This is a genomic window from Streptomyces akebiae (assembly GCF_019599145.1).
GTDB classification, from domain to species: Bacteria; Actinomycetota; Actinomycetes; order Streptomycetales; family Streptomycetaceae; genus Streptomyces; species Streptomyces akebiae.
The window spans coordinates 8,105,411-8,118,682 of sequence record NZ_CP080647.1 but is presented as its reverse complement, the minus strand read 5'-3'; the positions used below and the strand labels follow the sequence as shown (position 1 = coordinate 8,118,682).

Here is a 13,272-nt window from a genome sequence, read left to right as displayed (position 1 = left end):
CCATCAGGAGGTACCGAGGTGACCGAGCCGAAGAGGCCGCCGCTCCCCCACGATTTCCACCCGGTCGTGCCGTCCTTCACGGTCGCGAGCGAGGACGTCGAGGCGGGTTCCACGCTCAAGGACGCCCAGGTCTACGCGGAGGGGAACACCTCGCCGCAACTGCGCTGGGAGGGCTTCCCACCGGAGACCAAGAGCTTCGCCGTGACGTGCTACGACCCGGACGCCCCCACGGGCAGCGGGTTCTGGCACTGGGTCGTGTTCGACATCCCGGCGTCGGTGACGGAGTTGCCGACGGGTGCCGGCTCGGGGAAGTTCGAGGGACTGCCCGAGGGTGCCGTCCAGGCGCGCAACGACTACGGGACGAAGGACTTCGGCGGGGCCGCGCCGCCGCCCGGCGATCCGGCGCACCGATACGTGTTCACGGTGTACGCCGTGGACCAGGAGAAGCTCGGTCCGGATTCGGACGCTTCTCCCGCCGTGGTCGGATTCAACCTGCGGTTCCACACGCTGGCCCGCGCGCAACTCATCGGTGAGTACGCCGCTGTGGCGGAAAAGTAACGAAGCCGGACGTTCATTGAACGTTTGCCCGTCTCTGGTCTTGGAAGTGATCAGAGACGGGCATTTTTTATTGCGTTGTCCATCTCGGCGTGCCCGGCCAGAGTTGATCCAAGCCCGCCGGGGGGTGGGCTGGCACAGGAGGTGGGCTGGAATGCGGGACACGCTGGTACTGAACGCGAGCTTCGAGCCGCTGTCGACGGTGACGCTCAACCGAGCCGTCGTGCTGGTACTGCAGGACAAGGCCGTCGTCGAGCAGACCCACCCCGAACTGCGCATGCGGGGAGCCGCGGTCGACATACCGGCGCCCCGGGTGATCAGGCTCTGCCGCTATGTGAGGGTGCCGTTCCGAAGACAAGCCCCGTGGTCGAGGCGGGGTGTGCTGGTACGGGACAGGCACAGGTGCGCGTACTGCGGCAGGCGGGCCACGACCGTCGACCATGTGGTGCCGCGGTCGCGGGGCGGTGGTGACACCTGGCTGAACACGGTGGCTTCCTGCGCCGAGGACAACCACCGTAAGGCTGACCGGACTCCGGAGCAGGCGGGTATGCCGTTGCTGCGGCAGCCGTTCGAGCCGACGCCGGCGGATGCCATGCTGCTCTCGCTGGGGCACGACGACTTCGACGCGCTGCCGGCCTGGCTTTCCCAGGGGGCCGCGTAACGCCGTCGGGGTCGGTGTGGTTCGCGGACTGCGGGTGTGGGGTGGCTGATCACGTGGTTCCGCTCGTCCCTCGAAAGCAAGAAATGGGCCCGCCCTCTTCGCCGAGGGAGGGCCCATTGCCGTGTGCTCTAGTCGATCGCCGGCTTCTCGCGGCGCTCGCCGTTGCCGTCCGTGGGCCTGGGGACCGTCGGGCCGCCTCCCAGATTGCCGAAGTTGCCCATGGCGCCGGAGAGGCCCTTGAGGGCGTCGCCGATCTCGCTGGGGACGATCCAGAGCTTGTTGGCGTCGCCCTCGGCGATCTTCGGGAGCATCTGGAGGTACTGGTAGGACAGCAGCTTCTGGTCCGGGTCACCGGCGTGGATGGCTTCGAAGACCGTACGGACGGCCTGGGCCTCGCCCTCGGCGCGCAGGGCGGCTGCCTTGGCCTCACCCTCGGCGCGCAGGATCTGGGACTGCTTCTCGCCCTCGGCGGTGAGGATGGCCGCCTGGCGCGTACCTTCGGCGGTGAGGATCGCGGCGCGCTTGTCCCGGTCGGCGCGCATCTGCTTCTCCATCGAGTCCTGGATGGAGGTGGGCGGCTCGATCGCCTTCAGCTCGACGCGGTTGACGCGGATGCCCCACTTGCCGGTGGCCTCGTCGAGGACGCCGCGCAGGGCCGCGTTGATCTCCTCGCGGGAGGTCAGGGTCCGCTCCAGGTCCATGCCACCGATGATGTTGCGCAGTGTGGTGACGGTGAGCTGCTCGATCGCCTGGATGTAGCTGGCGACCTCGTAGGTCGCGGCGCGGGCGTCGGTGACCTGGTAGTAGATGACCGTGTCGATGTTCACGACCAGGTTGTCCTGGGTGATCACCGGCTGGGGCGGGAACGGCACGACCTGTTCGCGCAGGTCGATGCGGTTGCGGATGGAGTCGATGAACGGGACGACGATGTTGAGGCCCGCGTTGAGTGTGCGCGTGTAGCGGCCGAACCGCTCGACGATGGCCGCGCTGGCCTGTGGAATCACCTGGATGGTCTTGATCAGGGCGATGAAGACCAACACCACCAGAATGATCAGGACGATGATGATCGGTTCCATCGTTTGCTCCCCGTGCCCTTCTCCGCCGTGGCGCTTCTGGAAGATCTTATGCCTGTCGGGACCGTTGAAGATCTTGCTGGTCGAGTCTGGCAGAACACCGCCTGCCCGGTGGGGCGTTCAGGCCATTGCGTCATCGCCTCGTGACCACGTCGTCGTACGAGGTCACATGACGATCGCCGTGGCTCCCTCGATCTCCACCACGTCCACTTCCTGACCCACCTCGAAGGCCTGACCGGTGTCGAGCGCCCGGGCGGACCAGACCTCGCCGCCCAGCTTGATACGACCGCCCGCGCCGTCGACCCGTTCCAGGACGACGGCGTGCTTGCCCTTCAACGCGTCGATACCGGTGGCGAGTTGCGGTCGCTGCGATCTGTGCCGGGCCGCGATCGGCCGTACGACGGCGAGGAGCGCGACGGAGACGATCGCGAAGACGACGACCTGGAGTACGACACCACCGCCCAGCCCCGCGACCACGGCGCCGGCGACCGCGCCCAGGGCGAGCATGCCCAACTCGGGCATCGCGGTCACGACGAGGGCGATCCCGAGCCCGGTCGCGCCTATCAGCCACCACACCCATGCGTCGATGCTGTCCACATCGGCCATGGTAGAACCGCGATCGGGTCGCCGAACAGAGCGCACGGTCAAAGATCGCGTACAGAGGGCTTCCAAGTCGGTTGCGCCTGGGCCGGGTTGTGGCCCGGACGCGCCCGACCGGCGGAAGATCGGTGGGAGTTGCGGTCAGGTGAGCGGCAGGCCGTGGGCGGTCCAGCGCTCGCCGAGCTGGTCGACGACGAGCGGGAGGCCGAAGCAGAGGGAGAGGTTGCGGGAGGTGAGCTCCAGCTCCAGCGGGCCCGCGGCGAGAACCTTGCCCTGACGGATCATCAGGACGTGGGTGAAGCCCGGGGGGATCTCCTCGACGTGGTGCGTGACCATGATCATGGAGGGTGCGATCGGGTCGCGGGCGAGACGGCCGAGGCGGCGTACGAGGTCTTCGCGGCCGCCGAGGTCAAGGCCGGCGGCGGGCTCGTCGAGGAGCAGCAGCTCGGGGTCGGCCATCAGGGCGCGGGCGATGAGGGTGCGCTTGCGCTCGCCCTCGGAGAGGGTGCCGAACTTGCGGTCGACGTACTCGGTCATGCCGAGGCGGTCGAGGAAGGCGCGGGCGCGCAGCTCGTCGACCTCCTCGTAGTCCTCGTTCCAGGTGGCGGTCATGCCGTACGCGGCGGTCAGCACGGTCTGCAGGACGGTCTGCCGCCGGGGGAGCTTCTCCGCCATGGCGATGCCGGCCATGCCGATGCGGGGGCGCAGTTCGAAGACATCGACCTTGCCGAGGGTGTCGCCGAGGATCGTGGCGGTGCCCTTGCTGGGGTAGAGGTAGCTGGACGCGATGTTCAGGAGGGTGGTCTTGCCCGCGCCGTTCGGGCCGAGGATGGCCCAGCGCTCGCCCTCCTTGACCGACCAGTTGACCTGGTCGACCAGAGCCCGGCCCTCGCGGACCACGGATACGTCCTCCAGCTCCAGAACATCGCTCATGAGCGCGCTGTCTCCCCTTGCAGTGTCGGCCTGTCTCGGCTGTCGCGTACGCCTGTGGTTGGAGCCACCGCCGGGTGGGCGCAGCCCATGGGGAAATCTACGCCACTGGTCGGGCCACCCATCGCCTCGGTCGTCTTTAGGGTGGGGGCATGCTCTCCGAACCACGCTCAGGGCGCCTCGCCTCATGGGGAAATGCCCTTCTTGCCGGACTTGTCTCGCCGGATGACGCGGTGCTCGCGATCGTCGGGGAGGACGCGGTGCACCGGGTGGAGGGGTTGCCCGGCGAGTCGGGGCCCGTCGGGCTGACGCTCGGGCTGGGGCGGCTGCGGGCGCTCGGGGTGACCGGGTTGCGCGTCGCGCTTCCGGCCCCGGGGCATCCGCTGGGACTGAGCGGGCCGCCGGAGTTCAACAAGCGGGCGCTGGAGGCGGAGGAGGCGGTCGTCTGCCACGGGGGTGCGCTGGGGCTGGTACCGGAGGTGTTCTCGGCCGGTCCGGCAGGCGATGAGCATGTCGAGGTCGTCTGGCACTGCCTGGAGGTACGAGAGGCGCCGCCCGCCGATGTGCCGTCGCTCGGGGAGGCCGAACGGGAGCTGGCGGAGGCGCTCCGGGAGGCGACGGCGGTGTTGTCGCGGCTGGACGTGGCGGCCTCGGGGCCGGTGGCCGAGGCGGCGATCGACGCGTATCGGGCTCGGGCCGAGCAGGGGCGGGACGTGTTGGCGCCCGGGTATCCGCCGCGTGCGGTACGTGTGCTGGAGCTGGCACAGCGTGTCGGGCTGCTGACGTCCGTCGCGTTCGAGAACGGGCACGGCGGGGCCGTGAGCGCCTCCGAGATGGCCTCGCGGACGGCCGCGCTGCGGCCGGTGGAGCGGACGGCTCGGCGGGCGCAGGTGGCGGCGTACAACGCGTTCGTGGAGGAGCGGGAGCGGGGGCGGTAGTTCGGCGAGGAGCCGGCCCTTGGCCGTGCGTTGCCCGGCGGCTGCGGCTGGACGGGGGCGGGGTTTCGCTCACCGGCGCTTGCCGGGCGCCGCCGCGCCCATCCACCCGCCCCAGCGGCAGGACTGGCCGCACCTGGGGCGGGTGGATGGGCGCGGAGCGGAGCGTCAGTGGTTGGCCGTGACGTTGCCGAACGTCGGGTTGAGCGCGGCGATGAGGTTGGCGCTGAGGCCCGTGACCGTGACGGGGACGTCGACGGGGACCTGGACGTCGAGGCCGGAGGCGACGCCCGGAGAGCCCACTGCGGCGCTGTCGGCGACCGAGTCGGCGACGGCGGCACCGGACGAGGCGCCTACGGCGAGACCGGCGGCGGTGACGGTCAGGGCGGCCTTCTTGGCGACGTTCATGAGCTGCGTTCCTCCGGCGTCGCGCGTGTCCGGCCCGCCCGCGGGCCGTGCGTTGATCAACGCAGGGCCGGTCCGCCGTGGCAGGCGCGAACGACGGGAACGGCCCCTTCGGCGCTTTGAGGCGATGGAACGACCAAGGGAACGATCACAGGACGAAACCTGACCGGCCTTCCAGGGGGCGCCTGGAAGGCCGGTGGTCACTGGTGCTCCGGGGCGGGAACGTCAGTGGTTGACACCCAGGTTGCCGAAGGCCGGGTTCAGGATGCCGACGACGTTCACGCTGTTGCCGACCGCGTTCACGGGGATGTGGACCGGGGCCTGGATGACGTTGCCCGAGACGACGCCCGGCGAACCGATGGCCTTGCCGTCGGCGTGCGCCCCGCCGTCGGTGGCGGAGGCCATACCGGCACCGGCGGCGACGAGGCCACCGGCCACCATCGTGACAGCGGCGGCCTTCTTCAGGTTCTTCACTTTGAGCCCTTCCTTGCGATCACTGCGGCGGTCGCACGCAGCACGCACTGAAGAACGCCGGAGGGCCCGGCAGGATGCGCCACCCGAGGGACATACACCCGACAGTATGAATCTCAGTCCGGAGTGGAACCCTCCGTATTGCCGGACAACCCGCACATCATCCGGTCACACCATGGCGTACCGCCCACAGCGCGGCCTGGGTCCGGTCCGCCAGGTCGAGCTTCATGAGGATGTTCGAGACGTGGGTCTTCACCGTCTTCTCGGACAGCACCAACGCACGGGCTATCTCGCGGTTGGAGCGGCCGTCGGCGATCAGGCCGAGCACCTCGCGCTCCCGCTCGGTCAGCGAACCTCCTCTCCCCTGGCCGGAGTTGGCCCCCTCCTGGGACAACAGCGCGTCCGCGACCTCCTGCTGCAGGAGGATGTGTCCGGCGTGCACCGAACGGATGGCGGCGGCCAGGGCCTCGGGGTCCACGTCCTTGTACACGTATCCGGCGGCGCCGGCGCGCAGGGCCGGGACGACCGTGCGCTGCTCGGTGAAGCTGGTGACGATGAGCACGCGCGCGGGGTTGGCCAGTTCGCGGAGCTTGCGGAGGGCCTCGACACCGTCCATGCCGGGCATCTTGACGTCCATGAGGACGACGTCGGGCCGCAGTTCCTCGGCGCGGGCCACTCCCTCGGCGCCGTCGGCGGCCTCTCCCACGACCTCTATGTCGTCCTGCACCTCCAGGAAGGTGCGCAGGCCGCGGCGGACCACCTGGTGGTCGTCGACGAGCAGCACCTTGATCGCGTCAGCCACCGGGGACCTCCATCTCGATGGTCGTGCCTTTTCCGGGCACCGATTCCACGGCCAGTCGGCCCCCGACCCCGCTCGCCCGGTCGCGCATGGAGACCAGGCCGAGGTGGCGTCCCGCGCGGCGTACCGCCTGGGGGTCGAAGCCGCTGCCGTCGTCGGTTACCCGCAGGACGGCTCCGCCGCCGTGCCGGTCCAGCGTGACGTCGACCCGCTCGGCCCCCGAGTGCCGCAGCGCGTTGTGCAGGGCCTCCTGGGCGACGCGCAGCATGGCCTCCTCCTGGGCGGCGGGCAGCGCGCGGGCGCCGCGGCCGGAGAAGGTGACGCGGGCGCTGTGGGCGCGGTCCAGGACGTGGACCTGGGTACGCAGGGTGGCGACCAGGCCGTCCTCGTCGAGTCCGGCGGGGCGCAGTTCGACCACGGCGGCGCGCAGTTCGTCCGCGGCTTCGGCGGCGAGGGCGGCGACCTGCTGGAGTTCGCCCTTGGCGCGGGAGGGGTCGCGGTCGACGAGGGCGGCGGCGGCCTGGGCGGTCAGGCGCAGGGAGAACAGCTTCTGGCTGACCGCGTCGTGGAGTTCGTGGGCGAGCCGGGAGCGCTCCTCGGCGATGGTCAGTTCGCGGCTGCGCTCGTAGAGGCGGGCGTTGGTGAGGGCGATGGCGGCGTGCTGGGCGAGGATCGACAGCAGGTCCTCGTCCTCCTCGGTGAAGCCGCAGCCGCCGTCGGGCTTGGGGCAGCGCTTGTTGGCGAGGAAGAGGGCGCCGATGACCTCGTCGCCGTCGCGGATGGGCAGGCCCAGGAAGTCGATCAGGTCGGGGTGGGCGCTGGGCCAGCCCTCGAAGCGGGGGTCCTTGCGGACGTCGGCCAGGCGCTCGGGGGTGGCCTGGTGGAGCATCGCGGCGAGGATGCCGTGCTGGCGTGGGAGCGGACCGATGGCCTTCCACTGGGCGTCGCTGACGCCGTCGACGACGAACTGGGCGAAGCCACCGTGGTCGTCGGGCACGCCGAGCGCGGCGTACTCCGCGTCCAGCAGCTCACGCGCGGAGGCGACGATCGTCTTGAGGACGTCGCGCACCTCCAGGTGCCTGCTCATGGCCAGCAGGGCGCTGCTCACCGCGGCGAGGCCGGACCGTGGACCTTGACTCATGACCTCACCGTACCGGCGGGGTCCGACACCGCGGATCGGACCGCCGGAGGCCTCACCGGGTGCCTCGGACCTAGGACCGAGGCTTAGGACCGGGCCTGGACCTCAGGGGGCGGTCCTAGGCCTCGGGGGGCCGGTGCGGCGGCGTACGGCCGGGCCGGGCCCCGGGGCCCGGCCCGGTGGCCTAGGGCGAAGGGCCCCGGCGGTCTGCGGCTCGCGTACGAGGCGGTGGGGGCGGTGCGGTTCCTACGTTGGGATCACCGCCGCCGGGTTCGGAGGCGGTCGAGGACGAGGGGACGGATGTCATGCCGGTAGCGATCATCACGGGGGCGTCGAAGGGGCTGGGCCGGGCACTCGGCGCGGCGCTGGCGGAGCGCGGGTGGGATCTGGTGCTCGACGCCAGGACCGCCGGGGCGCTGAAGGAGGCGGCGGCGGAGTTGTCGGCGTACGGGACGCGGGTGGAGGCCCTGGCGGGGGACGTCACGGACGCCGTGCACCGGGCGGAGCTGGTGGCGGCCGCGCGGGGGCTGGGCGGGGTGGACCTGCTGGTGAACAACGCGAGCGCGCTGGGGGCGGAGCCGCTCGTACGGCTGGAGGGGCTGCCGCTGGAAGGGCTGAGGCGGGCCCTGGAGGTCAATGTGGTCGCGCCGCTGGGGCTGGTCCAGGAGGCGCTGCCGCTGCTGCGGGCGTCGGGCGTGGGCACGGTGATCGACGTCAGCTCGGACGCGGCGGCCGAGGCGTACGGGACGTGGGGCGGGTACGGGGCCTCGAAGGCGGCGCTGGACCAGCTGTCGGCGGTGCTGGCGGTGGAGGAGCCGGGGCTGCGGGTGTGGGCCGTCGATCCGGGGGACATGGGCACGGACCTGTACGCGGCGGCCGTACCGGACGACGACGATCCGCGGCCGACGCCGGCCGGTGTGGTGCCCGCCTTCCTGCGACTGCTCGACGAGCGGCCGGCCAGTGGCCGCTACGGGGCGCCGTCCCTGCTGGAGGGGCGATGACGACGGCGACGGTGCGGGTGCCGGAGGAGCTGCACGCGCGTGTGCCCGCCGAGCAGCGCGGGCCGGGTCGCGACCGGGACGGCGTACGGCTGCTGCTCTCGCGGGGGACGGAGGTGTCGCACCACGCGTTCGTGGCGCTGCCGGGGTTGCTGACGGCGGGCGATCTGCTGGTGGTCAACACCTCGCCGACGCTGGCGGCGGCGGTGGACGGGAGGATCGGGCACGCGCGCGTGGTGGTGCATTTCTCCACGCGGGGCGACGACGGGCGGTGGGCGGTCGAGCTGCGGGATCCCGACGGGCGCGGCACCACGCGCGCGCGTGCGGGCGGTCCGGCGGGGGTGCGGGTACGGCTGCCCGGTGACGTACGGCTGGTCCTGGAGGAACCCCTGAGCGAGCGGGGGGACCGGCTGTGGTGGGCCCGGGTGTCCTCGTCGGCCGTCGCCGGGTTGCTGCGGGAGCACGGTCGGCCCATCCGTTACTCCTACACCGAGCGGGACCAGCCGCTGTCCGTCTACCAGACGGTGTTCGCGCTGCCGTCGCGGGAGGGGACGGGAAGTGCGGAGATGCCGAGCGCCGGGCGGCCGTTCACGGCTCGGCTGGTGGCGGAGCTGGTGAGCCGGGGGGTGCAGTTCGCGCCGATCTCGTTGCACACCGGGGTCGCTTCGGTGGAGGCGCACGAGCCGCCGTATCCGGAGCGGTTCGCGGTGCCCGAGGCCTCGGCACGGCTGATCAACGCGGCGCGGGCGGGTGGCAGCCGGGTCGTCGCGGTGGGGACGACGGCGGTGCGGGCCGTGGAGTCGGCGACCGGGGCGGACGGCGTCGTAGGGGCCCGGGAGGGCTGGACGGATCTGGTGGTGACGCCCGAGCGCGGGGTGCGGGTGGTCGACGGGCTGCTGACCGGGCTGCACGAGCCGGAGGCCTCGCATCTGCTGATGCTGGAGGCGGTCGCGGGGCGGGCGGCGATCGACCGTGCGTACGAGGCCGCGATCGGGGGGCGCTATCTGTGGCACGAGTTCGGGGACGTGCACCTGATCCTGCCGGAGAGGCAGCTCACGTAGAGCATTGCTGCAGCAACTGGCAGTGAACAAACCGGCAGGGCCGTGTGAGGCCCCCCATAGGGCGCACATCACGTACGAAGGCGCCTAGGAGATACATACGGGCGGTATGAGCGGGAAGGACGGGGTGGTCTGTTCTATTTTGCCGGTTCCGCTCCAACTAAGCGGCATCGTACGTCACACCTTTGCCACGCGATTTTGCGGCCGCTAAGAATGGCAACCGTCGCTCGGCGCCGTGGGTCATTCCGCGGCGTTTGTGCTGGAAGAGCTGTGTCCCCCACCTGGCACGCAGAGCGACCTCCGCGCTATTCGAAGAGGTCCATCACTCATGCTCAAGAACGCCAAGATCCCCGGCCGCAGTCTCGCGCTGACCAAGACCCACAAGCTCTCGTTCGCCGGAGTGGCCGCCTTCGGCGCCGCCGCCGTCGCGTTCTCGCTGGTGCCGGCCGAGGCTCAGACCGCCACGCAGACGGTGTCCGCGGCTCCGGCGGCGTTCAGCCAGAACCCGGCCCAGGCCGCGAAGGTCAGCGTGACGAACCAGGCCGCCGACGCCGACAAGAAGGCCGCCGCCGCTGCCGCGAAGAAGAAGGCCGAGGAGGAGCGCGCGAAGAAGGAGGCCGCGAGCCGGTCCGCCAAGCGCGCCGCCCAGGTCAAGGCCGCCGCCGCGAAGTCGTACCCGAACAACCTCGACGGCTGGATCCGCGAGGCGCTCGACATCATGAAGAAGCACAAGATCCCGGGCACCTACCACGGCCTGCACAAGAACATCATGCGGGAGTCCTCGGGCAACCCGAACGCCATCAACGACTGGGACATCAACGCCAAGAACGGCGTCCCGTCGATCGGTCTGCTGCAGGTCATCAAGCCGACCTTCGACGCGTACCACGTCCCGGGCACGGCCAAGAGCCAGTACGACCCGGTCGCCAACCTGACGGCCGCCGCGAACTACGCCGCCGACCGCTACGGCTCGATCGACAACGTCAACAGCGCGTACTGAGGCCCGCGCGGGACCTCTGAGAACGCGGAAGGGCGGCACCCGATGCGGGTGCCGCCCTTCGTGCGTCGGTACCCGTGGGCTACTTCCGCATGACCTCGGGCTCGTGGCGGCGCAGGAAGCGGGCCACGAGGAAGCCGCAGATCACACCCAGCACGATGAGGGCGATCATGTCGAGGCTGTAGGCGCCGGCCGTGTGGTCCCACAGCGGGTCGGTGTCGCCGGCCTCCTTGGGCGGGCTGATGTTGTTGAAGTCCAGCGTGGCACCGGCGGCGGCGACCGCCCAGCGCGACGGCATCAGGTACGAGAACTCGTTGACCCCGGGGCTGCCGTGCAGGGCGAAGAGGCAGCCGGTGAAGACGACCTGGACGATCGCGAACATCACCAGCAGCGGCATCGTCTTCTCGGCGGTCTTCACCAGCGAGGAGATGACCAGGCCGAACATCATGGACGTGAAGCCGAGCCCCATGATCGGGATGGAGAGTTCGAGCATGACGGCGACCTTGCCCTCGCCGAAGATCAGCGCCTCGTCCGGGATCGTCCGGCTGGAGAAGCCGATCGCGCCGACCATCGCGCCCTGGAACACGGTCACCGCGCCGAGCACGATCACCTTGGACATCAGGTACGCCGAGCGCGACAGACCGGTGGCCCGCTCCCGCTCGTAGATCACCCGTTCCTTGATCAGCTCTCGGACGGAGTTGGCGGCGCCCGCGAAGCACGCGCCGACCGCGAGGATCAGCAGCACCGTGGTGGCCGTGCCGTTCGGGATGGGCAGGTTGGTCGCCGGGTTGATCTTCCGGACCAGCAGGTCCTTGTCCGGGTCGATGAGCAGGCTCACCGCGCCGAGAACGGCCGGCAGGATCACCGTCAGCGCCAGGAAGCCCTTGTCGGACGCGATGACGGAGACATAGCGCCGGACCAGGGTGCCGAGCTGGGAGAACCAGCCCTGCGGCTTCGGCGGGCGCATCGACTGCGGCGGCGGCATGTGCACCGACTGCGGGGCGACGGCGTCGATGTCCGCGGCGTACATCTGGTAGTGCTGCGAGCCCTTCCAGCGGCCCGCCCAGTCGTAGTCGCGGTAGTTCTCGAAGGCGGAGAAGACGTCGGCCCAGGTCTCGTAGCCGAAGAAGTTCAGGGCCTCCTCGGGCGGACCGAAGTACGCCACCGCGCCGCCCGGGGCCATCACCAGCAGCTTGTCGCAGATCGCCAGCTCGGCCACGGAGTGGGTGACCACCAGGACCGTACGGCCGTCGTCGGCGAGGCCGCGCAGCAGCTGCATGACGTCGCGGTCCATGCCCGGGTCGAGGCCGGAGGTCGGCTCGTCCAGGAAGATCAGCGACGGCTTGGTCAGCAGCTCCAGGGCGACCGAGACGCGCTTGCGCTGGCCGCCGGAGAGCGAGGTGACCTTCTTGTCCTTGTGGATGTCGAGCTTGAGCTCGCGCAGCACCTCGTCGATGCGGGCGTCGCGCTCGGCGGCCGTGGTGTCGGCCGGGAAGCGCAGCTTGGCCGCGTACTTGAGGGCCTTCTTGACGGTCAGCTCCTTGTGCAGGATGTCGTCCTGCGGGACCAGACCGATGCGCTGACGCAGCTCCGCGAACTGCTTGTACAGGTTCCGGTTGTCGTAGAGGACGTCACCCTGGTTGGCGGGGCGGTAGCCCGTCAGCGCCTTCAGCAGGGTCGACTTGCCGGAGCCGGAGGGGCCGATCACCGCGATGAGCGACTTCTCCGGGACGCCGAAGGAGACGTCCTTGAGGATCTGCTTGCCGCCGTCGACGGTGACCGTCAGGTGACGTGCGGAGAAGGAGACCTCACCGGTGTCGACGAACTCCTCGAGCCGGTCGCCGATGATGCGGAACGTCGAGTGGCCGACGCCGACGATGTCGTTCGGACCGAGGAGCGCCGTGCCGCCCTTGGCGATCGGCATACCGTTGACGAACGTGCCGTTGTGCGAGCCGAGGTCGCGGATCTCGAAGCGCCCGTCGGGCGTCGCGTGGAACTCGGCGTGGTGGCGCGAGACCTGGAGGTCGGAGACCACCAGTTCGTTCTCCAGCGCACGACCGATCCGCATCACCCGGCCGAGGGCCAGCTGGTGGAACGTGGTCGGGCTGCGGTCGCCGTAGACCGGCGGCGCCCCCGCGCCACCACCGGGGCCCTGCTGCGGGAAGCCCTGCTGCTGCGGGACCTGTGCCGCCTGTGGCTGCTGCCAGCCCGCCTGCGGCGCCTGCTGCTGCGGGGGCTGCTGGCCGGCGTATCCGGCACTCGCGCCCTGCGCCGCGTACGGCTGCTGCTGGGGCTGTGCGACGGACGCGGCGGTGCCGGAGAGGCTGAGTCTCGGCCCGTCGGTCGCGTTGCCGAGGTGCACGGCCGAGCCGGGGCCGATCTCCAGTTGATGGATCCGCTGCCCCTGCACGAAGGTGCCGTTGGTGCTGCCGTGGTCCTCGATCACCCAACTACGGCCGCCGAAGCTGATCGTGGCGTGACGCCAGGAGACCCTGGCGTCGTCGAACACGATGTCCCCCTGCGGATCACGTCCGAGGGTATATGCCCTGGACGGATCGAGCGTCCAGGTTTGTCCGTTCAATTCCAGTACGAGTTCCGGCACTCCATGCCCCACTGAGTTGTCCCCCGAATTACCCCCATCACAGGGAGTCTAGG

The 13,272-nt window shown here is 70.5% G+C and carries 14 protein-coding genes; 6 read left to right on the top strand and 8 right to left on the bottom strand.

Annotation, left to right across the window (positions count from 1 at the left end):
- Positions 1–18 precede the first annotated feature (18 nt).
- Both K1J60_RS35180 and K1J60_RS35175 read left to right on the top strand, forming a co-directional pair.
- Positions 19–558 (top strand): YbhB/YbcL family Raf kinase inhibitor-like protein, encoded by a 540-nt coding sequence (locus K1J60_RS35180; protein ID WP_217177205.1) that lies wholly within the window; start codon positions 19–21, stop codon positions 556–558.
- Between the two features lie 151 nt (positions 559–709).
- Positions 710–1,216: an HNH endonuclease gene (locus K1J60_RS35175; protein ID WP_033529234.1), complete on the top strand. Its 507-nt coding sequence runs from the start codon at positions 710–712 to the stop codon at positions 1,214–1,216.
- 128 nt (positions 1,217–1,344) lie between these two features.
- On the opposite strand, the gene K1J60_RS35170 is transcribed toward K1J60_RS35175, so the two are convergent.
- From K1J60_RS35170 to K1J60_RS35160, 3 genes are all read right to left on the bottom strand, one after another.
- Positions 1,345–2,292, bottom strand: coding sequence for an SPFH domain-containing protein (locus tag K1J60_RS35170; RefSeq protein ID WP_033529233.1), 948 nt, complete (start codon positions 2,290–2,292; stop codon positions 1,345–1,347).
- Between the two features lie 162 nt (positions 2,293–2,454).
- Positions 2,455–2,886 carry an NfeD family protein gene (locus tag K1J60_RS35165; RefSeq protein WP_220649734.1) on the bottom strand — a complete coding sequence of 144 codons (432 nt, stop codon included), beginning with the start codon at positions 2,884–2,886 and terminating at the stop codon, positions 2,455–2,457.
- Positions 2,887–3,030: 144 nt separating this feature from the next.
- On the bottom strand, positions 3,031–3,822 hold the full coding sequence (locus K1J60_RS35160) for an ABC transporter ATP-binding protein (RefSeq protein ID WP_033529231.1): 792 nt from the start codon (positions 3,820–3,822) through the stop codon (positions 3,031–3,033).
- Between the two features lie 149 nt (positions 3,823–3,971).
- Here K1J60_RS35160 and K1J60_RS35155 point away from each other — a divergent pair, with 149 nt between their 5' ends.
- Positions 3,972–4,757, top strand: a complete 786-nt coding sequence (locus tag K1J60_RS35155) for a hypothetical protein (RefSeq protein ID WP_220649733.1) — start codon at positions 3,972–3,974, stop codon at positions 4,755–4,757.
- 165 nt (positions 4,758–4,922) lie between these two features.
- Here K1J60_RS35155 and K1J60_RS35150 read toward each other — a convergent pair whose 3' ends face one another.
- The 4 genes from K1J60_RS35150 to K1J60_RS35135 all read right to left on the bottom strand — a co-directional run bounded on the left by K1J60_RS35150 (position 4,923) and on the right by K1J60_RS35135 (position 7,570).
- Entirely contained in the window at positions 4,923–5,162 is a 240-nt protein-coding gene (locus K1J60_RS35150; RefSeq protein ID WP_220649732.1) for a chaplin family protein, read from the bottom strand.
- Between the two features lie 222 nt (positions 5,163–5,384).
- On the bottom strand, positions 5,385–5,633 hold the full coding sequence (gene chpE, locus K1J60_RS35145) for a chaplin ChpE (RefSeq protein WP_033529228.1): 249 nt from the start codon (positions 5,631–5,633) through the stop codon (positions 5,385–5,387).
- 157 nt (positions 5,634–5,790) lie between these two features.
- Positions 5,791–6,432 carry a response regulator gene (locus tag K1J60_RS35140; protein WP_220649731.1) on the bottom strand — a complete coding sequence of 214 codons (642 nt, stop codon included), beginning with the start codon at positions 6,430–6,432 and terminating at the stop codon, positions 5,791–5,793.
- Entirely contained in the window at positions 6,425–7,570 is a 1,146-nt protein-coding gene (locus tag K1J60_RS35135; protein ID WP_220649730.1) for a GAF domain-containing sensor histidine kinase, read from the bottom strand. Before K1J60_RS35135 ends, K1J60_RS35140 begins: the two co-directional genes overlap by 8 nt.
- 302 nt (positions 7,571–7,872) lie before the next feature.
- Between K1J60_RS35135 and K1J60_RS35130 the strand changes: the two genes are divergently transcribed.
- The 3 genes from K1J60_RS35130 to K1J60_RS35120 all read left to right on the top strand — a co-directional run bounded on the left by K1J60_RS35130 (position 7,873) and on the right by K1J60_RS35120 (position 10,620).
- Positions 7,873–8,568 (top strand): SDR family NAD(P)-dependent oxidoreductase, encoded by a 696-nt coding sequence (locus K1J60_RS35130; RefSeq protein WP_220649729.1) that lies wholly within the window; start codon positions 7,873–7,875, stop codon positions 8,566–8,568.
- Entirely contained in the window at positions 8,565–9,626 is a 1,062-nt protein-coding gene (locus K1J60_RS35125; RefSeq protein WP_220649728.1) for an S-adenosylmethionine:tRNA ribosyltransferase-isomerase, read from the top strand. The genes K1J60_RS35130 and K1J60_RS35125 overlap by 4 nt, the downstream gene beginning before the upstream one ends.
- Positions 9,627–9,951: 325 nt before the next feature.
- Positions 9,952–10,620, top strand: coding sequence for a transglycosylase SLT domain-containing protein (locus K1J60_RS35120; RefSeq protein WP_220649727.1), 669 nt, complete (start codon positions 9,952–9,954; stop codon positions 10,618–10,620).
- A 79-nt stretch (positions 10,621–10,699) separates the two neighbouring features.
- Here the strand turns inward: K1J60_RS35120 and K1J60_RS35115 are convergent, their stop codons facing one another.
- Positions 10,700–13,219, bottom strand: coding sequence for an ABC transporter ATP-binding protein/permease (locus K1J60_RS35115; RefSeq protein ID WP_220649726.1), 2,520 nt, complete (start codon positions 13,217–13,219; stop codon positions 10,700–10,702).
- Positions 13,220–13,272 lie beyond the last annotated feature (53 nt).

What these genes read in the sequence shown, in the direction of transcription:
- K1J60_RS35175 (WP_033529234.1), top strand. Translation starts at nt 710, where the DNA reads ATGCGGGACACGCTGGTACTGAACGCGAGCTTCGAGCCGCTGTCGACG.
- K1J60_RS35170 (WP_033529233.1), bottom strand. Translation starts at nt 2,292, where the DNA reads ATGGAACCGATCATCATCGTCCTGATCATTCTGGTGGTGTTGGTCTTC.
- K1J60_RS35160 (WP_033529231.1), bottom strand. Translation starts at nt 3,822, where the DNA reads ATGAGCGATGTTCTGGAGCTGGAGGACGTATCCGTGGTCCGCGAGGGC.
- K1J60_RS35155 (WP_220649733.1), top strand. Translation starts at nt 3,972, where the DNA reads ATGCTCTCCGAACCACGCTCAGGGCGCCTCGCCTCATGGGGAAATGCC.
- K1J60_RS35150 (WP_220649732.1), bottom strand. Translation starts at nt 5,162, where the DNA reads ATGAACGTCGCCAAGAAGGCCGCCCTGACCGTCACCGCCGCCGGTCTC.
- K1J60_RS35135 (WP_220649730.1), bottom strand. Translation starts at nt 7,570, where the DNA reads ATGAGTCAAGGTCCACGGTCCGGCCTCGCCGCGGTGAGCAGCGCCCTG.
- K1J60_RS35130 (WP_220649729.1), top strand. Translation starts at nt 7,873, where the DNA reads ATGCCGGTAGCGATCATCACGGGGGCGTCGAAGGGGCTGGGCCGGGCA.
- K1J60_RS35125 (WP_220649728.1), top strand. Translation starts at nt 8,565, where the DNA reads ATGACGACGGCGACGGTGCGGGTGCCGGAGGAGCTGCACGCGCGTGTG.
- K1J60_RS35120 (WP_220649727.1), top strand. Translation starts at nt 9,952, where the DNA reads ATGCTCAAGAACGCCAAGATCCCCGGCCGCAGTCTCGCGCTGACCAAG.